Origin of the sequence: Sphaerisporangium aureirubrum (assembly GCF_042658925.1) — a bacterium.
GTDB classification, from domain to species: domain Bacteria; phylum Actinomycetota; class Actinomycetes; order Streptosporangiales; family Streptosporangiaceae; genus Sphaerisporangium; species Sphaerisporangium aureirubrum.
This window is the reverse complement of record NZ_JBHSRF010000016.1, coordinates 41275-63580: the sequence shown is the minus strand read 5'-3', so window position 1 is coordinate 63580 and position 22306 is coordinate 41275. Positions and strand designations below refer to the sequence as shown.

General features: G+C 70.5%; 19 protein-coding genes. 13 read left to right on the top strand and 6 right to left on the bottom strand.

The features are described from left to right. Positions 1–4: 4 nt before the first annotated feature. The 3 genes from ACFP1K_RS14385 to mca are packed head-to-tail and all read right to left on the bottom strand — an operon-like array spanning position 5 to position 1490. Positions 5–319, bottom strand: a complete 315-nt coding sequence (locus ACFP1K_RS14385; protein ID WP_380752175.1) for a GNAT family N-acetyltransferase — start codon at positions 317–319, stop codon at positions 5–7. 31 nt (positions 320–350) lie between these two features. Then, a complete protein-coding gene (locus ACFP1K_RS14380) occupies positions 351–569 on the bottom strand; it encodes a hypothetical protein (protein WP_380752172.1) in 219 nt (72 codons plus the stop codon). Positions 570–605: 36 nt separating this feature from the next. Next, positions 606–1490, bottom strand: a complete 885-nt coding sequence (gene mca, locus ACFP1K_RS14375) for a mycothiol conjugate amidase Mca (protein WP_380752169.1) — start codon at positions 1488–1490, stop codon at positions 606–608. Positions 1491–1626: 136 nt separating this feature from the next. Here mca and ACFP1K_RS14370 point away from each other — a divergent pair, with 136 nt between their 5' ends. The 7 genes from ACFP1K_RS14370 to ACFP1K_RS14340 all read left to right on the top strand — a co-directional run bounded on the left by ACFP1K_RS14370 (position 1627) and on the right by ACFP1K_RS14340 (position 9550). After that, positions 1627–2064: a DUF4307 domain-containing protein gene (locus tag ACFP1K_RS14370; RefSeq protein ID WP_380752166.1), complete on the top strand. Its 438-nt coding sequence runs from the start codon at positions 1627–1629 to the stop codon at positions 2062–2064. 89 nt (positions 2065–2153) lie between these two features. Continuing rightward, the gene (gene greA / locus ACFP1K_RS14365; RefSeq protein ID WP_184986284.1) at positions 2154–2654 is read left to right on the top strand and encodes a transcription elongation factor GreA; all 501 of its coding nucleotides are present in this window, start codon (positions 2154–2156) and stop codon (positions 2652–2654) included. Positions 2655–2908: 254 nt separating this feature from the next. Further along, on the top strand, positions 2909–4237 hold the full coding sequence (locus ACFP1K_RS14360) for a C40 family peptidase (protein ID WP_380752162.1): 1329 nt from the start codon (positions 2909–2911) through the stop codon (positions 4235–4237). Positions 4238–4350: 113 nt separating this feature from the next. Beyond that, on the top strand, positions 4351–4872 hold the full coding sequence (locus tag ACFP1K_RS14355) for a hypothetical protein (protein ID WP_380752157.1): 522 nt from the start codon (positions 4351–4353) through the stop codon (positions 4870–4872). A 383-nt stretch (positions 4873–5255) separates the two neighbouring features. Further along, entirely contained in the window at positions 5256–7040 is a 1785-nt protein-coding gene (locus tag ACFP1K_RS14350; protein ID WP_380752341.1) for a phosphoenolpyruvate carboxykinase (GTP), read from the top strand. 167 nt (positions 7041–7207) lie between these two features. Next, positions 7208–7969: an isoprenyl transferase gene (locus ACFP1K_RS14345; RefSeq protein ID WP_380752150.1), complete on the top strand. Its 762-nt coding sequence runs from the start codon at positions 7208–7210 to the stop codon at positions 7967–7969. Between the two features lie 312 nt (positions 7970–8281). Then, entirely contained in the window at positions 8282–9550 is a 1269-nt protein-coding gene (locus tag ACFP1K_RS14340) for a PhoH family protein (RefSeq protein ID WP_380752338.1), read from the top strand. Positions 9551–10477: 927 nt separating this feature from the next. Here the strand turns inward: ACFP1K_RS14340 and ACFP1K_RS14335 are convergent. Beyond that, positions 10478–11206 (bottom strand): aggregation-promoting factor C-terminal-like domain-containing protein, encoded by a 729-nt coding sequence (locus ACFP1K_RS14335; RefSeq protein WP_380752146.1) that lies wholly within the window; start codon positions 11204–11206, stop codon positions 10478–10480. 367 nt (positions 11207–11573) lie between these two features. Between ACFP1K_RS14335 and ACFP1K_RS14330 the strand changes: the two genes are divergently transcribed. From ACFP1K_RS14330 to ACFP1K_RS14305, 6 genes are all read left to right on the top strand, one after another. After that, positions 11574–12248 carry a response regulator gene (locus ACFP1K_RS14330; protein ID WP_380752143.1) on the top strand — a complete coding sequence of 225 codons (675 nt, stop codon included), beginning with the start codon at positions 11574–11576 and terminating at the stop codon, positions 12246–12248. Beyond that, positions 12245–13681: a sensor histidine kinase gene (locus ACFP1K_RS14325; RefSeq protein ID WP_380752140.1), complete on the top strand. Its 1437-nt coding sequence runs from the start codon at positions 12245–12247 to the stop codon at positions 13679–13681. The genes ACFP1K_RS14330 and ACFP1K_RS14325 overlap by 4 nt, the downstream gene beginning before the upstream one ends. Next, positions 13672–14367 (top strand): hypothetical protein, encoded by a 696-nt coding sequence (locus tag ACFP1K_RS14320; RefSeq protein ID WP_380752137.1) that lies wholly within the window; start codon positions 13672–13674, stop codon positions 14365–14367. The genes ACFP1K_RS14325 and ACFP1K_RS14320 overlap by 10 nt, the downstream gene beginning before the upstream one ends. Positions 14368–14475: 108 nt before the next feature. Further along, entirely contained in the window at positions 14476–16470 is a 1995-nt protein-coding gene (locus tag ACFP1K_RS14315; protein WP_380752134.1) for a glycosyltransferase family 2 protein, read from the top strand. Positions 16471–16539: 69 nt separating this feature from the next. Next, positions 16540–17448 (top strand): helix-turn-helix domain-containing protein, encoded by a 909-nt coding sequence (locus ACFP1K_RS14310; protein ID WP_380752131.1) that lies wholly within the window; start codon positions 16540–16542, stop codon positions 17446–17448. Positions 17449–17457: 9 nt separating this feature from the next. After that, positions 17458–17658: a DUF397 domain-containing protein gene (locus ACFP1K_RS14305; RefSeq protein WP_380752127.1), complete on the top strand. Its 201-nt coding sequence runs from the start codon at positions 17458–17460 to the stop codon at positions 17656–17658. 32 nt (positions 17659–17690) lie between these two features. Here the strand turns inward: ACFP1K_RS14305 and ACFP1K_RS14300 are convergent, their stop codons facing one another. Both ACFP1K_RS14300 and ACFP1K_RS14295 read right to left on the bottom strand, forming a co-directional pair. After that, positions 17691–19085, bottom strand: coding sequence for a class II fumarate hydratase (locus tag ACFP1K_RS14300; RefSeq protein ID WP_380752124.1), 1395 nt, complete (start codon positions 19083–19085; stop codon positions 17691–17693). A 57-nt stretch (positions 19086–19142) separates the two neighbouring features. Further along, the gene (locus ACFP1K_RS14295) at positions 19143–21764 is read right to left on the bottom strand and encodes a serine/threonine-protein kinase (RefSeq protein WP_380752121.1); all 2622 of its coding nucleotides are present in this window, start codon (positions 21762–21764) and stop codon (positions 19143–19145) included. Between the last annotated feature and the right edge of the window lie 542 nt (positions 21765–22306).

Sequence of the window (22306 nt, the reverse complement as noted above, 5' to 3'; positions counted from 1 at the left end):
CGGGTCAGGCGCCCGGCTGGGCCTCCTCGGCCTCCTCGGCGAGCACGTCGCGGTACTCGGGGTGGTGCTCGACGAAGCGCGACACGAACGGGCAGACCGGCACGACGGACACCCCCGCGGCGCGGGCGGCGTCCAGCGCCGCGCCGATCAACCGGCTGCCGAGGCCCTTGCCCTCGTACTCGTCGCCGATCTCGGTGTGGGTGAACACCAGCTGACCGGGACGGCGGCGGTACTGCACGAACCCGGCGAGCCTGCCGTCCACGGTGATCTCGTAACGGCGGGCGTCGTGGTTCTCCGCGACCTCGACCGCGTCCTGCATCAACGGAGTCCTCTCGTCCGCCCCGGCGCGTTCAGCGGGGCTCGTCCTGCGGTCTCGCCTCGGACTCGGGCCGTTCCGGCTCGCCCTCGCGCGGGACCTCGATCCTCGACATCTGCTTGTTCATCGACCTGATCAGGAAGTACAGGGCGACACCGATCGCGGCGACCACGAGGAAGCCGATCAGACCCGGGCCGACAGGGGTGACGGGCGCGGCCGCCAGGACGGCCGCGTGTGCGGCGTGAACAGTCACGTCGTCAAGTCTGCCACCGTGGGGGTCCGGGTCCGCTCAGGGGTGGGTGCGCGAGACGTTCTCGGCGTGGATGCCCGTGAACAGGTCGTCCTCCGGCGTCTCGGTGCCGACCAGCGAACGCGCCAGGTGGTAGTCCTCGGTGGGCCAGATCTCCTGCTGGAGCTCGCGGGGGCAGACGAACCAGAAGCCGTCGGGGTCCACCTGCGTGGCGTGCGCGAGCAGCGCCTGGTCCCGGGTCTCGAAGTAGTCGCCGCACGGCACCCGCGTGGTGACGGCCCACTTCTGCGGCCGGTCCTCCCAGCGGGCGATCCAGTCGGCGTACGGGGAGCCCATCTCGCGCTCGGTCATGGCCTGGTGCAGCGCCTCGAAGCGCTCCTTGGTGAAGCCCATGTGGTAGTAGAGCTTGAGCGGCTGCCACGGCTCGCCGAGATCGGGGAAGCGGTCGGGATCGCCGGCCGCCTCGAACGCCTCGACCGACACCTTGTTGGTCATGATGTGGTCGGGGTGGGGGTAGCCGCCGTCGTCGTCGTAGGTGAGGATCACGTGCGGACGGAACTCGCGCACCGCCGCGACCAGCGGGGCCGCCGCGACCTCCACCGGCTGCAGCGCGAAGCAGCCCTCGGGCAGCGGCTCGTTCTCGTCCTCGGGCAGGCCCGAGTCGACGAAGCCGAGGAAGCTCTGCCGCACGCCGAGGATCAGCCGGGCCTTCTCCATCTCCTGGCGGCGCACCTCGGAGATGTTGGCCACGATCTCGGGACGGTCCATCTTAGGGTTCAGGACCGAGCCGCGCTCACCGCCGGTCAGGGTGCAGACGAGCACGTCGACGCCTTCGGCCACGTAGCGGGCCATGGTGGCGGCGCCCTTGCTCGACTCGTCGTCGGGGTGCGCGTGAACGGCCATCAGCCTCAGCGGTGCACTCACGGCTTTCGGTGTCTCCTCGTTTTTCCCCGGGTCTGGCCCGGGGAGGTCGGTTCGCTCAGGGGTGGGGCGGAGGGCGGGGCCCCCGCGGGGGACAATTGTGTCGTGCAACGACGAGCGACCGCTGGGAGATTCCTCCATGACCGATAGTGCTGGTGGCGCACGCCTCGACCAGCCGGTTCTCGGCCCCGTGCCCGATCTTACGGAGCGCGGGGGGCTGCTCGGGCGGTCGGCGCGGCTCGTCGTGCTCGTGGTCGTCGGCGTGGTCGTGGCCGTCGCGATGGCCGGCTGGGGCTACGTCATGATGTCCGCCCGGGGCAATCCCCAGGCCCTCAGCCAGGTGATCACCTTCGAGTTGGGCGGACCGGGCTCGATCACGATAACCTTCCAGGTGAGCAAGCCGGAGGATCGCGCGGCCGTGTGCAGGCTGCGCGCCATGGACACCCGGCAGGCCGAGGTGGGCGCCAAGGACGTCACGATCCCTGTGGGGGCGTCCACGGTTCAGCTCACCGAGCGACTGCGGACGAGCGCGCCCGCCGCATCGGGCCACGTGCAGTACTGCTATCTCGTACAATAAGACTTTTGGGAAAGCGTTCGATCGGGTTAATTTGTTAGTCTCCCGGAATTCGGACGCTCGCAACTCTCACGAGTACGCAAGGAGAACCCGTGGTCGACTCCCGCGACGAGAACGTCACCTGGCTGACGCAGGAGGCGTACGACCGCTTGAAGGCGGAATTCGAGTATCTCTCGGGGCCCGGGCGCGTCGACATCGCCAAGAAGATCGAAGCCGCCCGCGAGGAGGGCGACCTCAAGGAGAACGGCGGCTACCACGCCGCCAAGGAAGAGCAGGGCAAGATGGAGGGCCGCATCCTCCAGCTCCGCCAGCTCCTTGAGCAGGCGCGCGTCGGCGAGGCTCCGCGTACCGAGGGGGTGGTGGGACCCGGCATGACGGTCACCATCCGCTTCGACGGCGACGACGACGAGGTCACCTTCCTGCTCGCCTCCCGCGAGGAGAGCGGCTCGCCGATCGACGTGTACTCGCCCCGATCCCCGCTCGGCGCCGCGATCAACGGCAAGAAGATCGGAGAGCGCGCCACCTACACGCTGCCCAACGGCCGGCAGAACACCGTCGAGATCCTCGAAGCGGTGCCCTACATCGGAGGCTGATCCCCGCGCGCCGGGCCTGACGCGTCCGCCACACGAATGTGACCCCGATCCGCCGGAGCCCGGCTCCGGCGGATCGCGGCTGTTCTGGGCGAACGTCGGACATCGGCCGCGAACTTCGCGAGAATCGACGGCATCGGGGATGGCGCGCGGGTGGACGGGACCGCGCGGCGTACGGCACCCTCGTCTGTGGTCCGCACGGTGCCACAGGGGTCCGTGGGCGACGAACGGTGACAGGCGCCGTGGAAGGGGTGGACGTGCTCGATCGGCGACCGCGTGACGCAACCGTCGTCCGAGAGGGCCTTTCCCGCAGCCTCACCGACGTGCGCGGCCGGCTCGGCGGCGCTCTGTCCGAGGTGCGCCGCGACCTCGCCTTCCGCCCGGTTCCCCCCCGCCGCTCGCGCCGCCGGTCCTCGTCCCAGTTGCTGCGCCGCGTGGTCCCCGCCGTGGCGGTGGCCCTGGTCGCGGTCGTCTCGGCCGACCTGATGGTGCTCGGCGACCTCGAGGCGCACCGCCCCGAGGCGGGCGCCGCGGTCCGCCGTCCCGCGGCCAAGCCGGACACCGGGTACGTCGCGGCCACCGGTGAGCTGCCGCGGCCCACCGCGCCCGCCGGCGTCGCGCCGCTGTCCACGCCGCGCAAGCCCCACCTGTTCGTGGTGGCGCCACGGAACCTGTCCGCCGCGGTGGTCCGCGCGGTCCGGGCCCGCAAGGGCGTGCGCGCCGTCGAGATCGTCGGTGCCGCGGACGTCATGATGAGCGGCAAGCGCGTGCAGACCATGGGCGTCGACCCCTCGACGTTCCGCGCCTACACCCCACGGTCCACCGCCCGGTCCGACGCGCTGTGGAACGGCGTGGCCGCCGGCGACGTGGCGGTGTCGTTCACGCTGGGCACCGACGGCGGGGTGGCCCTCGGGTCCACCCTGGACGCGGGCAGCCGCAAGCTGCGCGTCGGGGCGTACGCCACCATGGGCATGGGCCTGATCAATGCGGTCGTGGCCAGGGACGTGGGCCGCTCCCTCGGCATGCCGGAACGCAACGCGCTGGTGGTCAGCGCCCCCGGCGTCGACTCCCGCTCCCTGCGCACCCGCCTGCTCAAGGTCCTCCCGAAGGGCAGCCAGGTCGCCCTGATCAACCCCGTGCTCCCCCCGCCGGTCCAGCAGAACCGCTCCTGGCCCACCGGCTCCTTCATGACCCCCGACCAGCTGCGGGTGGCCCTCACCGCCGCCGCGAGCAAACTGGGCCGCCCCTACGTCTGGGGAGCCGAAGGCCCCGACACCTTCGACTGCTCCGGCCTGGTCCAGTGGGCCTTCGGCCAGGCAGGCGTCCGCATGCCCCGCGTGACCCACCAGCAATGGGTCACCGGCCCCCAGGTCCCGCTGGCCCAAGCCCAGCCCGGCGATTTGCTTTTCTGGCGTAGCGACCCCACCAATCCTGGCTACATCTCCCATGTGGCGATCTATTGGGGCAACGGCAAAATGCTCCACGCCCCCCGGACCGGCGACGTGGTAAAAATCGCCCCCATAAACACCAGGAACCTGGCCGGCGTGGTCCGCGTGAGCCCCTGGGCCGCGGCCCAGGCCCGCTGACCCTCACACCACAGGCTCCGCTCCGTCCGGCCTGACATCCTCACGCCCCGCCGGGTGTTTCCGCACGTACATCGTGGCTTGTGCTGCACTCTCAGTAGTGTAATCATCATTACATGGATAAAGATGAATCGATCATCACCTCGTGGTTCACCGGGCGGTTGCCTTCCGACTGGTTCACCGAGACGCCGCAGGTCGTCCTCGATCGCGAGGAGATCGCGATCATCGTGCCCATCCCCGTGCCGGACTCGGCGGCGGAGACCTCCGGCGGGGAGCGGGCCGCGCTGATCGACGGGCATGTGCAGCGGTTCCGGGAGGAGACCCGGGAACGGCGGATCGAGATCGCGCGGGAGGCCGAGCACCGCTACCGGCGGAAGGTCTCCTGGGGAGTGCTGTGTGACGACGAGACAGTGATGTTCACCACGCTCTCCATCCCGGTGATGACCCGGCTGCGGCAGCCCGAGCGGCGCGTGCTGGACACCTTGGTGGCGGCGGGGGTCGCGCGCAGCCGTAGCGACGCGCTCGCCTGGTGCGTGCGTCTGGTGGGCAGTCACACCGACACGTGGCTCGCTGACCTGCGGGATGCTCTCCAACAGGTCGATCGAGTGCGTTCCGAGGGGCCGGATCTCCCTTCGTGAATTGGTTTAAACCATTCATTGAACCGGCCTAGACCATTCGAATTGGCCTATACCAATCTCTATCCGCGACCCGATCACCCGGCACCCGGGCGGTCGGGTCGCCTTCTTTTATCTCCGCCAAATATGGGTAAACTCCGACGGACCATCACGGCCTCTGCCTGCGACGACGCCCCCTGGGCGGGTGGCGGGCAGGGGTCGTGGCGGTATCCTGAATTCACACGCGGGAAACAGGACTGAAATATCGGGCGCAGATCTTCTCTTTTGAAGGGCTCTTGAACCCGCGTTTCATTGACTGGTCTACGCCAATTGGATTCAGGACCGTATGTCGTTAATGATGACTGGCCTGAGAGTAAGGAGCCGGCCCCGTGTCCGTGTCAATCGAGATGACCGCCCCGACCGCGCATGCCGGGCTCGTCGCGTGGGTCCAGGAGATCGCCGAGCTGACCCGGCCCGACCGTGTCGAATGGTGCGACGGATCCGAGGCGGAGTGGACCCGCCTGACGAACCTGCTGGTCAAACAGGGTACGTTCACCCGCCTCACCAAACGGCCCAACAGCTTCCACGCCGTCTCCGACCCCTCCGACGTCGCCCGCGTGGAGGACCGCACCTTCATCTGCTCCGAGCGCCGCGAGGACGCCGGCCCGACCAACAACTGGATCGCGCCGGACGAGATGCGCGACACCTTCGGCGAACTGTTCCGCGGCTGCATGCGCGGCCGCACCATGTACGTCGTGCCGTTCTGCATGGGCCCGCTCGGCGGCGAGATCTCCCAGCTGGGCGTGGAGATCACCGACTCGCCGTACGTCGCGGTGTCCATGCGGATCATGACGAGGATGGGGGAGAAGGCGCTGCGGCTCATCGAGCGGCGCGGCGACTTCGTCAAGGCCGTGCACTCGGTGGGTGCCCCGCTGGCGCCCGGCCAGGAGGATGTGCCCTGGCCGTGCAGCGACACCAAGTACATCAGCCACTTCCCCGAGACCCGCGAGATCTGGTCCTACGGCTCGGGCTACGGCGGTAACGCCCTGCTCGGCAAGAAGTGCTACGCGCTGCGCATCGCCAGCGTCATGGCCAGGGACGAGGGCTGGCTCGCCGAGCACATGCTCATCCTCAAGCTCACCCCGCCGGACGGTGAGACCCGCTACATCGCCGCGGCGTTCCCCTCGGCGTGCGGCAAGACCAACCTCGCCATGCTCAAGCCCACCATCCCGGGCTGGAAGGTCGAGACCATCGGCGACGACATCGCCTGGATGCGGACCGGCCAGGACGGCAGGCTCTACGCGATCAACCCCGAGGCCGGGTTCTTCGGCGTCGCGCCAGGCACCGGCGAGACCACCAACGCCAACGCCATCCGCACGCTGTGGGGCAACAGCATCTTCACCAACGTCGCCCTGACCGACGACGGCGACGTGTGGTGGGAGGGGCTGACCGACGAGCCGCCCGCCCACCTGACCGACTGGCGGGGCCGCGACTGGACGCCGGGCTCGGCCGAGCCCGCCGCCCACCCCAACGCCCGCTTCACCACGCCGGCCGGGCAGTGCCCGACCATCGCGCCCGAGTGGACCGACCCCGGTGGCGTGCCGATCTCGGCGATCCTGTTCGGCGGGCGCCGGGCCACCGCCGTGCCGCTGGTCACCGAGTCGTTCTCCTGGCGGCACGGGGTGTTCCTCGGCGCGAACGTCGCCTCGGAGAAGACCGCGGCGGCCGAGGGCAAGGTCGGCGAGCTGCGCCGCGACCCGTTCGCGATGCTGCCGTTCTGCGGCTACAACATGGGCGACTACTTCGGCCACTGGCTGGACGTCGGCGCCGCGGCCCGGCCCGGCACGCTGCCGCGGCTGTACTACGTCAACTGGTTCCGCAAGGACGCCTCCGGGCGCTTCCTGTGGCCGGGCTTCGGCGAGAACAGCAGGGTGCTCAAGTGGATCGTCGAGCGCCTGAACGGCCGGGCCGAGGCCGTCGAGACGCCGATCGGGCTGCTGCCGCCCGCCGGCGCCCTGGACACGACCGGGCTGGACATCGCCGAGGACGACCTCGCGACCCTGCTTTCGGTGGACCGGGACGCGTGGCGGCAGGAGACCGAGCTGATTCCCGAGCACTTCGCGACGTTCGGCGATCACCTGCCCGAGGGCCTGTGGGAGGAGTACCACGCCCTGGTGGAACGGCTGGACTGAGGACGAGAGGCCGGCGCCCGCAGGATGGGCGTCGGCCGTATGTCACCTTCCGGTCCCCATGTCGGGACGTAACGGCAACCTCGCCGAGGGGGCGGGCACACTCCGGGGGCGGGATAATTGCGGGGGTGTCTACGCCCTGGAGTGAGGGGCGCGAAGGGGAGGCCTCCATGGGCGCGCGCGATCTCCTGTACCGGCTGTACGAGCGCAGGCTCGAGGCCAAGCTGTCCACCGACCAGATCCCGCGGCACGTCGGCGTCATCGTGGACGGCAACCGCCGCTGGGCGAGGGCCATGGGGCTGCGCGACGTCAGCCACGGCCACCAGAAGGGCGGGGAGAAGATCTCCGAGCTCCTGCTGTGGTGCAGGGAGGCCGGAGTCGAGGTCGTCACGGTGTGGCTGCTGTCCAGCGACAACCTCACCCGCCCCAAGGAAGAGCTCGACCCGCTCATGGAGATCATCGAGGACACGGTCCTGGGCCTGGTCGCCGGCGGCTGGCATGTGAACACGATGGGCGCTCTGGACCTTTTGCCCGATCGTACGGCCCGAATCCTTAAAGATGCGAAAGAAGTGACATCACGGCGGCCTGGGCTGATTGTGAACGTTGCGGTTGGGTATGGAGGAAGGCGTGAGATCGCTGATGCGGTGCGCTCCCTCCTCCAGGAGCACGCCAGCAAGGGCGCGAGCATCGAGGAGCTTGTCGAAGTCCTCGACGTGGAGCACATCGCGGAGCATCTCTACACGCGCGGCCTCCCCGACCCGGATCTCATCATCCGGGCTTCGGGAGAGCAGCGGCTCTCCGGATTCCTGCTCTGGCAGAGCGCCCACTCCGAGTTCTACTTCTGCGAGGCCTACTGGCCTGACTTCCGCAAAGTCGACTTTCTGCGGGCTCTCCGGTCCTACGCCGCGCGGCACCGGCGGTACGGCAACTGAAACTCCTTGTGAACACCCCTACCTCGCCATGCTCGGGCTGTTGGGTAGGGGGAGTCCACGACGTACCGTAAGTAGTAGGCAGTTCCTTCGGCCTACTTCGGGAAAGGGTCCGTCCTTGCGTCGCACGCGTGCGAGGAGGGCCGGGCACCGGCGCCGCCTCGTGCGGGTGGGGGTGGGGTACCGGTCCCGGTCCGTTCACCACCTCATCTGGCAGGGCGCTGCACTCTGGCGCCCGGGGGAGAACGCGTGGCAGTGTCCTCTAGCAATTCGTCCACAACCTCGCGCGGTGGCACGCCGGCCAAGCGCACGTACATTGTGGACACCTCTGTCCTCCTGGCCGACCCGGCGGCGATGGGCCGCTTCGCCGAACACGAGGTAGTACTACCGATCGTCGTCATCACGGAACTGGAGGCAAAGCGGCACCATCCTGAGCTGGGGTACTTCGCCAGGAAGGCGCTTCGCTTCCTCGACGACCTTCGTGTACGGCACGGCAGGCTGGACGAGCCAATGCCCATAGGCGAGGGGACCATCAGGGTAGAGCTCAACCACAGCGATCCCGCGATCCTGCCGGCCGGTTTCCGGCTCGGCGACAACGACACCCGCATCCTCACCGTGGCGCGCTCGCTGGCGGCCGAGGGGTGTGACGTGGTGCTGGTGTCCAAGGACCTGCCGATGCGGGTCAAGGCGGCCTCGATCGGCCTGGCCGCCGAGGAGTACCGCGCCGACCTCGTCGTGGAGTCCGGCTGGACCGGTATGGCCGAGCTGCAGGTGACCACCGAGGACGTGGGGGCCCTCTTCGACGGCGGCACCGTCGAGCTCGAGGAGGCTCGCGAACTGCCCACCCACACCGGCCTGCGGCTGCTGTCCACCCGCGGCTCGGCCCTCGGCCGGGTGCTCCCCGACAAGTCGGTCCGCCTGGTCCGCGGCGACCGCGAGGTCTTCGGCCTGCACGGCCGCTCCGCCGAGCAGCGCATCGCCCTGGAACTCCTGATGGACCCCGAGGTGGGCATCGTCTCCCTCGGCGGCCGCGCCGGCACCGGCAAGTCCGCCCTGGCGTTGTGCGCCGGCCTGGAGGCCGTCCTGGAGCGCCGCCAGCACCGCAAGGTCATCGTCTTCCGCCCCCTGTACGCCGTCGGCGGCCAGGAACTCGGCTACCTCCCCGGCTCGGAGAACGAGAAGATGGGCCCCTGGGCCCAGGCCGTCTACGACACCCTCGGCGCCGTGACCACCCCCGAAGTGATCGAGGAGGTCCTCGACCGCGGCATGCTGGAAGTCCTCCCCCTGACCCACATCCGCGGCCGCTCCCTCCACGACGCCTTCGTGATCGTCGACGAGGCCCAGTCCCTGGAACGTGGCGTCCTCCTGACGGTCCTCTCCCGGATCGGCGCCAACTCCCGGGTGGTCCTCACCCACGACATCGCCCAGCGCGACAACCTGAGAGTGGGCCGCCACGACGGCGTAGTGGCCGTAGTCGAGAAACTCAAGGGCCACCCACTCTTCGCCCACATAACCCTGACCCGCTCCGAACGCTCCCCAATCGCCGCCCTGGTAACCGAAATGCTGGAAGACATCACCGTCTAACCACCCCACCAACAACCACCGGCCTCCGACCCACAGGCCCCCAGCGTCCCGCCACCTCGGCCCCCACCGGCGCCGAGGCAGCGGGACGCTGTACGCCGAACCCAGCACGGCCCTACGGCGGCAAACCCCCTCGTGCCGGCCCCCGGGAGGCCGCCCTACGGCGGCAAACTCGCGCGTGTCGGCCCCTGGGAAGCCGCTCTACGGCGGCAAGCTCGCGCGTGCCGCCCCCGGGAAGCCGCCTTACGGCGGCAAACCCGTGCGTGCCGGCCCTCCCGGGAAATGGTCCTCGCGGGAGGACGCGCTCCGCGCGGGAGGCGCAAGGGCTGTGCTCATGCGGGGGACACCCCCGCACCCCCGAGCCTGCCGGGCTCACCTGCGCCGCCGTGACGCGTTCCGTGAGGCCGGTGTTCCGCCGTACGGCGGCGCCGTTTTCGCCGTACCACGTCCCACCGTCTCGGCGCCGATTAGACGAGCCCCGACGAGGCGACGACGCTTCGCGGCGCCGGGGCTTCGTGGCGGTGGCGCCATACGGCGGGCAACCCGATGTCCGTGGACGCCCACGGACATGGTCCTCGCGGACGGCGCTCCGCGCGGGAGGCGCTAGGGCTGTTGTCCTGCGGGGGACACCCCCCGCACCCCCGAGCCTGCCGGGCTCATCCTGCGCCACCGTGACGCGTTCCGTGAGGCCGGTGTTCCGCCGTACGGCGGCGCCGTTTTCGCCGTACCACGTCCCACCGACCCGGCGCCGATTAGACGAGCCCCGACGAGGCGACGACGCTTCCCCGCGCCGGGGCTTCGCGGCGCCGCCGCACGGCGGGCAAGCCGGTGTACAGCGGGCAGCCGGTGTACAGCGGGCAGCCGGTGTCCGTGGGCGCCTCAGGCGGCGGCGATCACGTCTTGGCTCGCCGGTCGACTAGGGGAGTGGGGTCAGTACCAGCCGACGGACTGGGAGTGGGCCCAGGCGCCGCACGGGGACTTGTAGCGGGCGGCGATGTAGCCGAGGCCCCACTTGATTTGGGTGGCGGCGTTTACCTGCCAGTCGCTGCCGGCGCTGGCCATTTTGCTTCCGGGCAGTGCTTGGGGGATGCCGTAGGCGCCGCTGCTGCGGTTCATCGCTCGTTCGTTCCAGTGGCTTTCCTTGTCCCAGAGCTTCTCCAGGCAGCCCCACTCGCCTGACCAGCCCTTGGCGGCGGCCATCTTCTGGCCTAGTGCCTTGTTGCTGCCGGGGTTGGGGCGGGAACCGGGGGGGAAGTTCGCGGGGTCGAAGCCGGCGCCGCCGGGGGCCTTTCTGACGATCTTGACGGGATCGAAGTCGGGCTTCTTCTCGCGAGCTGCCTTGATGGCCTGTGCGCGCTGGGCCTGCGCGGCGGCGGCCTTCAAGGCGTCGGTCTCGGGGTCGGGTGCCAGAGGGTTGTCCAGCATGCGGGCCAGTTCGGGCAGGGTGATGCCGTCCTTGGGTGCCGCGGCGTTGTCTTTCATCGTCTTGATCGCGTAGGCGCCCATTCCGGCCAGTACGGCCAGCGTCAGGCCGATGACCGCGATTCGCTTCGGGGTCAGCAGGGAGCCACTGCGGGCGCGCCCGCGTGGTGGCGGCGGGGGGGGCTGGTTCTCGTCCCGCCTGGACCGCCTGTCCCGCAACTGCTGACCTGAGCTCACGGCCTATGAGCTTGCCGTGACCTGGGGGGTGGTTCGCAACCGATACGTGAAAGTTGTTTGACCATCTCTTGGTGCGAGAGTGACCAAACCCTTGTCTTACGTGCGGATATTTCGCCCGTTGTGATTTTCGTCACACTGGGGAGAAAGATCCGCCCTCCGGACCCCCGGACCGGAGGGCGGAACGATGTCCGCGCACAGCGCCGCCAACCCACCGGATCGGCGGCGACACCGGCATCCCGCGGCAGGTGACCCGGGATCGGGTACGGACCTCCCCAGCCTGACGCGCCCACTATGGGGTTTCCGTGAGCACCGCGTCACAGTTCCATGACATAGGAGGGCATGCCGGGATCTGCGGAATACTGTTCGGGTGGCTGGCATCCTCCTCGTCGAAGACGACCCGTCCGTTCGTACGGGCCTTGAGCTGGCGCTCACCCGCCAAGGCCACTCCGTCACGTCCTACGCCACCGGCGAGGAGGCACTGGACCACGTACGCGCACGCCGTCCCGAGATCGTCATCCTCGACGTCATGCTGCCCGGCATCGACGGCGTGGAGGTGTGCCGCCGCATCCGCAGGCTCGACTCCCTGCCGATCATCCTGCTGACCGCCCGCGGCGACGACCTCGACACCGTGGTCGGGCTGGAGGCCGGCGCCGACGACTACGTGGTCAAGCCCGTCGAGCCCCGCGTGCTGGACGCACGCATCCGCGCCGTCCTGCGCCGCCTGGAGTCCGCGGCGGCCGACCGGATCAGCTTCGGCGACCTCGTGGTGGACCGCGGCGCCCTGAAGGTCACCCTGGACGGCCGGGAGATCCACCTCACCCCCACCGAACTGCGGCTGCTGCTCGAACTGGTCCGCCACCCCGGCCAGGTGCTCAACCGCCGCTACCTGCTGCGCGCCGTGTGGGACCACAACCACGTGGCCGACTCCCGCCTCGTGGACGCCTGCGTCCAGCGCATCCGCGCCAAGATCGAACCCGTGCCCGCCGAGCCGATGTACATCCACACCGTGCGCGGGTTCGGATATCGCTTCAGCCCGCCATGACCGGCCGCCTGCGGCGTCCCACCGGGCTACGCGGCCGGCTGGTCGTCACGTTCATCCTGGTCGCGGTCACGGCCTCGGCCCTGGTGGCGGGCATCGGCTATCAGCTCGTACGCCGGGCGCTGCTGGACCGCGCCGAGAACAGCGCCACCGCCGACGTGCGCGACGTGCTGGAACGCATCTCCCTGCCGGTGGGCACCAGCGACCTGCTGTGGCCGCCGTCCGTCATCACCGACCGCGACCTCGAGGACCTGGTCGACTCGCTCGGCGGCCCGGACCGCCAGGTGATCCTCGAGTACGGCGACCAGGAGCGGCTCAGCGCCGGTTCCAGCCTCGGGTTGACCGACGTGCCCGCCGAGTTCCGCAGGGTGGCCACCACGCGGCTCGTCCGGCAGCGGATGCTGATCCACGACCAGCCGTGGCTGCTCATCGGCACCCAGGTGCACCGGCTGACCGGCTCGGGCGCGGTACGGCCCACCGGGATGACGGTCTACGTGTTCCTCTCCCTCCGGGAGGAGGAAGGTGTCCTCGTCCGGCTGCGGATCGCGCTGGCCCAGGCGGGCGGCATCACCCTGGCCATCGCGCTCACCGTCGCCCTCGTGTCGGCGCGCAGCGTCCTGCTGCCGGTGCGCCGCCTCGGCGAGGCCGCACGGGCCCTCGGCGCGGGCCGCCTGGACACCCGCCTCCCCGTCCACGGCCAGGACGAGCTGGCCCGCCTGACCGCCACGTTCAACGACACCGCGTCCGCGCTGGAGCAGACCGTCTCGGAGTTGCGGGCCCTGGAGGCGATGTCCCGGCGCTTCGTGGCCGACGTGTCGCACGAGCTGCGCACCCCGCTCACCGCCATGACCGCCGTCACGGACATGCTCACCGAGGAGGCCGACCGGCTGCCTCCCGACGCGGGCAAGGCCGTGGACCTGGTGGTGCGGGAGATCAACCGGCTGCGGATACTGGTGGAGAACCTCATCGAGGCCAGCAGGCTCGACTCCGGCACCGTGGTCCTGAGCAGGGATAACGTGGACATCGGGGTGGCGCTGGCCGACTGCCTGGAGATCCGCGCCTGGACGGGCCGGGTACGGCTGGACGTGCCGCCCGGCCTGTCGTTCTCGGTGGACCCACGGCGCTTCGACGTGATCGTGGCCAACCTGACCGGCAACGCCCTCAGCCACGGCGCGCCCCCCGTGACGGTGTCCGCGCGCACCACCGCCGCCGGCCTGGAGGTGCGGGTGCGGGACCGGGGGAAGGGCATCCCGCGGCACGCGCTGCCGCACGTGTTCGACCGGTTCTTCAAGGTGGAGGCCGGCCGGGCACGCGGCGAGGGCAGCGGCCTCGGCCTCGCCATCGCCAAGGCCAACGCCGAACTGCACGGGGGCACCATCGAGGTCCGCGTGGTGGACCCCGGAACGCTGTTCACGGTACGGATCCCATGGCCGTGACCCGCCGGGACCTGACACGCTGGAACCGCATGCGCCGGGATCTGACGCACCGGGATCTGATGCGTTGGAACCGCATGCGCTGGAACCTGACGCACTGGGATCTGACGCGCTGGAACCTGGCCTTCTGGAAGCTGGCCCGCTTGCGCCGATCCGTCCGCACGGCCTGGATGCTGGTGCCGTTCCTGGTGGCGGCGGCGTGCGGTGTGGACCCGTCCGACCTCGCCGACATCGGCCCCGCGCCCGTGATCAGTGCCCGGGGCGCGTCCGCCAACGTCTACATCCTCCGCGACGGCCGCCTGACGCCGCGCAACGTTCCCACCGCCTCCGACACCGTGCAGGATGTCCTCACCGCCCTGTTCCAGGCGGGCAAGGGCCCGCCGGGAGGCGGCACCGCGCTGAACGGCTTCCGGCTGGAGCAGAGCGTCCTCGGCCGGTACGGCGTGGAGCGGGGCGTGCGCAACGACCCCGAGAACCCGGTGGGCCTGCGGCTGCACGTGATCGTCTACGGCGCCGGCGAGCTCTCCAGGACCGCGATGGCCCAGATCACCTGCACCGCCCGCCTGCGCGAGGAGATCTGGGCCGTCAAGATCACCCAGACCACCTCGAAGGGCCCGCTGGCCCTGGGCGAGCACACCTGCCGCGAGTACCACGACCTGGCCGCGCCGGACGTGAATCTGCCCCCGTGACGGCCGCCGGGCGGGCGGCCCAGGCGTGCGCGAACTCTTAGTCAGGGTTGTTCGAGGGTTCGGCAAGTCTGACGGCCTTCGCCCGGGGCGCGGCGCACGCTGGCGCGCATGGGTGTGAAGGTCAGCGTGGTGGTGCCGGTGTCCGAGCCAGGCCCGGACGATGACGCGTTCGACGCGTGCGTGCGATCGCTGCTGGAGCAGACGATGCCGTCGGACGAGTATGAGGTGATCTTCGCGGACGACAGGTCCGGCGACGGGACCCGGGAGCGGCTGGACGCCGTCGCGGCGGTACGCCCCAACGTGCGGGTCCTGCACCTGGAACACACCGGAACCCCGGCGCGGGGCCGCAACGTCGGGCTGGCCGTCGCGAGCGGGGAGTACGTCTACCTGCTCGGGCAGCGCGACCGGCTGGAGCGGGTGGCGCTGGAGACGATGTACCGCGCCGCCGTGGAGGCGGACGCGGACGTGCTGATCGGGCGCCTGGTACGCGGCGACGACCCGCCGTCCCGGGCGTTCGCCCGCAACCGGGAGCGGGCCGACCTGTTCCGGGACCGCCTGCTCGCGCTGCCCACGGCGCACAAGCTCTTCCGCCGCGCGTTCCTGGACTCCCGGGAGATCCGCTTCCCCGACATCGAGCCCGAGATGTCCGAGCAGGCGTTCGTCGTCAAGGCGTACCTCACCGCCAAGGTCGTCGCCGTCCTCGCCGACCAGGTGTGCTGCCACCTCGGCCGCGCCCGCCCCTCCGAGGCCACTCCGCTCGCGCGCGCCGCCGGGGTGCGCGCGGTGCTGGACGTCATCGACGAGTACAGCGACCCCGGGGACCAGCGCGACCGCCTGTACGCCCACTGGTTCCGCACCGGCGTGCTGCGCCCCCTCGGCGGGCGCCGCCTGCTGTCGGCGACCGTCGGCAGGCGCGCCGGCCTGTTCGCCGCCTTGCGCGACCTCACCCTGGAACGGTTCCCGCCGGAGCTGGACGGCCACCTGCCGGTCCATCTGCGCGCCCGGGCACTTCTCCTCAGATCGGGGCAACTCGGGCGCCTGGTGGCCCTCAACGAGGCCGCCACGGGCACCTCACTGCACGCCGAGCTTCGCGACGTCCGCTGGGACGAGAGCATCCTGACCCTCGACCTCGCCGTGGAGATCGTGTCGTCCGACGGCGAGCCCGTGACGTTCGCGGCGGCCGGCGACCGTCTGCTGTGGACCCCGCCCCTCGACGACCTCACCCTGCCCCCCGCGCTGGCCGACGTCACCGAGGCCGTGGACAAGGCCCGCATAGAGGTCTACATCCGCCACACCGGCAACGGCCTGATCTTCTTCATCCCCGTCACCGGCGAGGTCTGCCGCTCGCAGGAGAACGACCGCGTCCGCGTCTGGGCCGTGGGCCGCGCCAGGCTGGACGTGGGCTCCGCGGCCCTCGGCCGTCCGCTGCGCGCAGGCGAGTGGGAGGTCCACGTCCGCATGCACGGCGGCGCCCAGCAGGCCCGCACCCGCGTGGCCGGCCACCGCGGCGCCCAGCTCAGCTGCGTGGGCGTCCTGGCGGGCCACCCCCGCAAGCTCGTCATCCCCTGCTGGTCCGAACAGAAGGAACTGAGCGTCTACGTGGAGCCCAAGTCCTTCGCCGACTCCATCGTCCTGGTCTCCCCAGGCGCCTCGGTCACCCACCGCGACGGCGAGGTCTTCATCGTCCTCCCCGTCCCTTACGTTCCCCCCAGCGGCGGTCCTCCCGCCGAGCTGGTCCTCCGCCAGGCCACCGCCCGCGCCCGCACCATCACCGTCCCCGCCCTGGTGGAACCAGGCGTCCCCGGCCGTTTCCCCGGCCAGCTGGTGGCCAAGGTCCCCGTGGGCCGCCTCCCCTCCGAAGGCCATCTGACCCCGGGCATCTGGACCCCCCACCTGAAAATCGACGCCCAAGAATCCCCGCTGCGCTTCGCCATAGACCTGACCAGATCCCGCCGCGCCCGAGTCCGCCCCACCACCGACCCCACGACCCTCACCCCCCGCCCCTCCCCCCTGACCCGCCTCCTGTCCCACCTCCCCGGCGGCCACCTGACCACCCGAGCCCTGCAAAAACTCCGCACCCGCTACCTCCCCCCACCTCCCTGACGACTCGCCTCGGCCTCCTCAACTTTCAAGGCCAACCGGTAACTGTCCGCATTCGGACAATCGCAGTTCGTGTCCGCTTCCACTGCGTATGATCAGCCGTCATCGTGGAGGAGGTGGCATGTGCCGGGTAGTCCCACAGTCAAACGCCGACGTCTCAGTGCAGAACTCATCCAGCTCCGCGAACGAGCCGGGCTGACCCATGACGAAGTGTGCAGAAGGCTTGAATGGTCACGCGGTCGCCTAACGCACATGGAGCAGAACAAATGGACGCGACCGGATATCGGCAACATACGACTGCTTCTCGATCTGTACAGCGTTTCCGATGCCAATATCCGTGAAGCCATTCTGAACCTGGCCCGCCAGTCCCGGGAACGAGGTTGGTGGCAGAGCTACCGAGACGTCTTCCGCGGAAGCCTGCCCGGCTTCGAGGCCGAAGCCAGCCAGATGCGCATGTACGAGATCGCCCTGATCCCCGGCCTGCTCCAGACAGAGGCCTACGCCACAGCGATCTTCCGGGCCGGATACGGCCTTCAAGCCGGAGAAGCGGCCGTACCCCGCCGCGTTCAGGGCCGGATGGCCCGCCAGGCGATCCTGACCAGGGACGATCCTCCACGACTGTGGGCGGTGATCGACGAGGCCGCGCTGGTGAAGCCGGTCGGCGGCACTCAGGTCATGCGCGAGCAGCTGGAACACCTCGTCGAGATGGCGAGGCGCCCCAACATCACCATCCAGGTACTCCCGACCATGGTGGGCGCCCACGCGGCCATGGCATGCGGTTTCGTCATCCTCGACTTCCCCGGCGACCTCGACCCGTCGATCGTGTACCTGGAGACCTTCACCGACAGCCTGTTCCTGGAGCGCCCAGACGAGGTCCAGACGTACGCATTGCTCCATAATCGAGGTGTGTCGGTGGCGCTGACCGCGGATGAGTCGATCGCCTACGTCACCGCGCTGACCGCTCGTCTACCGCAGGAGTAGGGGTCAGAGATGGACCGTCCCCCTTCGATGTCCACGTGGAGCAAGAGCACCTACAGCGGCATGCAGGAGAACTGCCTGGAAGTGGCCGTCCTCGCCGGCACGGGTCGCGCCGTCCGGGACAGCAAGAATCCCGGCGGCCCGGTGCTCGGCGTCACCGATGACGGGTGGAGAGCGTTCGTCAGCGGAATCAAGGGCTACCACCTGGCATGACCGCCCTCCGGCCGGGTGTGCGGGTCGTCACCTCAGGCTGTCGGGGGAGTGGTCATGCGAAGGACGTCCAGGGCGGTGTCCAGTTGGTGTTCGGTGAGTTTGCCTGACTTCACGTGGCCGCGTTCGATGGTCACCTGCTTGATGGTCTTGCGTTCCTTCAGAGCCTGTTTGGCGATGGCGGCGGCCTCTTCGTAGCCGACATAGCGGTTCAGGGGGGTGACGACCGAGGGGGAGCTTTCGGCGTATTCGCGGAGGCGGTCTGGGTTGGCGGTCAGGCGGTGGACGCAGCGGTCCGCCAGGAGGCGGCTCACGGAGGTCAGGAGGCGGATCGATTCCAGGACGTTCCTGGCTATCACCGGCATCATGACGTTGAGTTCGAAGTTGCCGGAAGCGCCGGCGAAGGTCACGGCGGTGTCGTTGCCGATGACCTGGGCGGCGACCATGCAGGCGGCTTCGGGGACCACGGGGTTGACCTTGCCGGGCATGATCGAGGAGCCGGGCTGAAGGTCGGGAAGGTTGATCTCCCCCAGGCCGGCGCGCGGGCCGGAGCCCATCCAGCGGAGGTCGTTGGCGATCTTGTTGATGGAGACGGCGGCCACTTTGAGCTGGCCGGAGAGCTCGACCAGTGCGTCCCGGGCGCCTTGGGCCTCGAAGTGGTCCCTGGCCTCGGCGAAGGGGAGGCCGGTGGCTTCCTTCAGTTTCTCGATGACCTTGCCGGCGAAGCCGGGTGGGGTGTTGATGCCGGTGCCGACGGCGGTGCCTCCCAGGGGGAGCTCGGCCAGGCGGGGGAACGTCGAGCGGATGCGCAGGCCGGCGTTCTCGATCTGGGTGGCGTAGCCGCCGAACTCCTGGCCGAGGGTGACGGGGGTGGCGTCCATCAGGTGGGTGCGGCCGGCCTTGACGGTCTTGTCGAACTCGACGGACTTCTGGCGCAGGGCCACGGCCAGGTGTTCCAGGGCGGGGAGCAGCTCGTAGACGACGTCGACCATCGCGGCCACGTGGATGGACGTGGGGAAGACGTCGTTGGAGGACTGGGAGGCGTTGACGTGGTCGTTGGGGTGCACCGGGCGGCCCAGGCGTTTCTCGGCCAGGGTGGCCACGACCTCGTTGACGTTCATGTTGGACGAGGTGCCCGAGCCGGTCTGGAAGACGTCCACCGGGAACTCGCCGTTCCACTCGCCCTCGGCGACGTCGGTGGCGGCCTCGGAGATGGCTTCGGCCAGGTCGGAGGGCAGTACGCCCAGCTCGCCGTTCACCTCGGCGGCCACGGCCTTGATCAGTCCCAGTGCCGCTATGTGCGCGGGTTCGAGGCCGCGCCCGGAGACGGGGAAGTTCTCCACGGCCCGCTGCGTCTGCGCCCGCCATTTGGCCGTGGCGGGGACCCGTACCTCGCCCATCGAGTCGTGTTCGATCCGGAAATCTTCCATACCCCCAGTCTTGCCCCAGGAGTCGCCGCGTGCGTGGCCCCGGGTGGCCTGACCGGTTTACGAGCCACCGGGGGTGTCGGTGCGGGCGGGACGGAAGGAGGAGAGGACGGAGGTGAGCTGGGGGCGGTGGGCAGGCCAGTCGGCCTCGGGGGTGGACCAGTAGATGGCGTAGCTGGAGCCACCGGGGACGGCCACCCAGCGGGAGAAGACACGCGCCTGGCCGTTCGGGGCGGCGTAGGTGAACTCCCAGTCGGCGACGTCGGTGCCGGTGTACGGGGAGGGGCTGGTCTGGGCGATCCTGATGCGCTTGTAGCCGGGGTAGGTGCCGGCGGCGATGGCCCTGGCCTCGGCGGCGCGGACGGTGGCGAGGATGTCGGTGCTGCCGTTGGGGGACTGGCTGACGCGGATGGAGCGGGCGTCGCCGTCGGCGGTGAAGTTCACCGTGCGGCCCCGGGGGACGTCCTGCAGTTTGGCGGGGATGTCGATCACGAAGCCGGTGCTGTCGGTATGGCGGCGCAGGCCTTGGGCGGGTTCGGCGTTCGCTCCCGGGCCTGAGGAGGCCGGGGCGGAGTCGGACACGGTGGCGGTGGCGGTGGCCGGGCCCGAGGCGTCGCCCGAGGCCGGGCTGGAGGCGGCGGGGGTGCTGCCGGGGCCGGTGGCGCCGCTCTTGGAGCTGGAGAGGGCGGCGGCGGCCAGCATGATGATCGTGCCCAGGCCCAGGAGGGCGATGATCACCAGCACGATCATGCCCACGGGGCTGCTGGTGCGGGGGGTGGCGGTGCCCTGGAAGCTGAACAGGTCGGTGCCGAGGCCGCCCGCGTCCCGGACCGTGCGCGTGTCCTGTCCGGCGTCGCCTGCCTCCGGTGCGCCGGACGGCGTCCACGGGCCCGCTGCCGGGTGTGCCGCCTGTGCGGGTCCTGGCTGGGGGCGGGGGCCGGTGGGGGCGTCGAAAGGGATTCCAGGAGGGGCGCCGGGTACGGCGGGGCGGGGCGGGGTGGTGAAGGAAGTTCCGGGCGTGGGCCGGGGCCCGCCGGGCGGGGGGGTGTGGGGGCGGAGCGGGGGTGCGGAGATGGGGGCCGGGCGGCTTGCCGAGGGCGGTACGCCGGGTGCCTGCGGCCGAGGAGGTGAACCGGCCGGGGGGGACGGCTGGAACAGGGATCCGCCGCGGGAGGGCGGTCCGCTGGGGGCGGGCGTCGGCTCGCCAGGTGTCGTCGGTCTGGAAGGGGGCCCGGTGGGTGCCGGGGGTCGGGGTCCTGCCCGGCCGGGGGCCGGGGCGGAGGGGGGCGCCGAGGTGATCGGGGGGAGCCCGATCATGGTGGGCTGGTCGTCGTCCTCCACTGGCGGGGGTGACGTGGTGGGGCTGGGGATGCGGAGGCCGCCCTTGGGCCGGATGACGGTGATCGTCTGGTTGGGGTCGACGTCCGTCGGTTCCTCGTCGGCCCGTGCGGCGGCCGGGCGGGTGACCGGCGGTGTCTGCGCGTCCACACCCGAGCCGGGCGACGACATACGTCCGAGCTTGCCCGCCTGAGTAGTGCGTGCTGGAGGGGCGGAGGGCGCGCCGCCACCCGGCGTGCCGGCGCCTGATGTGCGGCCGCCTGACGTGCCGGCGCTGCCCGGTGTGGCGGGTGTCGGGGCCGTGGGGGTGCCGCCTCGGGGTGGGGTGGTGGGGCGGGCGGATGGGCCGGGTCCGGGTGGGGCGGTGGGGGAGCCGTTGGGGGCGGTGGACGGGCCGGGCCGGGCGGGGCCGGGTGCGGCGGCGGGGCGGGACGGCGCGTTTGCCGGGGGGCTGGATGACGGGGCCGGGGTGGTGGCTCTGGATGGGCTGGGGGAGGCCGGGCGGGGTGGGGCTTGTTTGCCGGGGGTGCGGGCCACGGTGTGGAGCATTGAGGTGGCCTGGGAGGCGGTCAGGCGTTGGGTGTAGTCCTTGTGGAGGAGGGCCTCCAGGACGGGGCGGAGGGGGCCGGCCTGGGTGGCGGGTTCGGCTTCCTCGGTCATCAAAGCGGCGAGGGTCTCGCTGACGGTGCGGCGCTCGTAGGCGGGGCGGCCTTCCACGGCGAAGTAGAGGGTGGCGCCCAGCGACCACATGTCGGACTCGGGGCCGGTGTGGTCGCCGCGGGCCCGTTCAGGGGCCGTGTAGCCGGGGGAGCCGATGACCATGCCGGTCTTGGTGATGTTGGGGTCGCCCTCGGCCTTGGCGATGCCGAAGTCGGTGAGGACGACGCGGCCGGTCTCGGTGAGCAGGACATTGCCGGGCTTGACGTCGCGGTGGAGGATGCCCTGCTCGTGTGCGGCGCCGAGCGCGCCCAGCAGATCCAGCCCGATCTCGGCGACCAGCCGGGGCGGCAGGGGCCCCTCCTCGTCGATCACCTGCTCCAGCGAACGCGCCTCGACAAGCTCCATGACGATCCACGGCCGCCCGTCCACCACGATCGTGTCGTGCACCGTCGCCACAGAAGGATGAGCGATCTTCGCCGCCGACCGCCCCTCCCGGATCATACGTTCCCGCAGCTCGGCGCGCTGCTCCTTGTTCAGTCCGGAGTCCTGGCGGATCTCCTTGATGGCCACGTCCCGGTCCAGCAGGCGGTCGTGCGCACGCCACACAGTGCCCATCGTGCCTCGGCCGAGGGGAGTGACCAGCTCGTACCTGTCGGCGAGGAGCCGCGGCTGCTGTTCCGGCATGAGTAAGAAGATAGCGATACCAGCTTGATAATTGCTTTCGCCGCACTTACCGCACCAAATCGGTGTGGCGTCCCCCACCCACGAGCTCGGGTGGGCCACAGTCGACAAGCTCACGTCCCGCGGGCCGGTGCGATCGACGCACGCCCTTGCATCGTTGCTGCCGCTGGCCCCGACGCAGATTGCCCTGGTCCCGCCGACTCGCCGCCGCGCCCCGTCGGGGTCGTCTTACCGGCGCCGGGTCGGTGTACGGCGAATACGGCGCCGCTGTACGGCGAGACACCGACCTAAGGGAAGTCATCGTGGCGAGGCACGATGAGCCCGGCAGGCCCGTCGCTTCGTCGCTTCGTCGGCGTCGGCGTCGGCGTCGGCGCAGCCCGTTGCCCTGTCGGGGGTCGTCTTACCGGCGCCGGGTCGGTGGGACGGTGTACGGCGAATACGGCGCCGCTGTACGGCGAGATACCGGCCTAAGGGAAGCCATCGTGGCGGTGCACGATGAGCCCGGCAGGCTCGTCGCCTCCTCGGCGCTCGCGTCGGCGACGGCG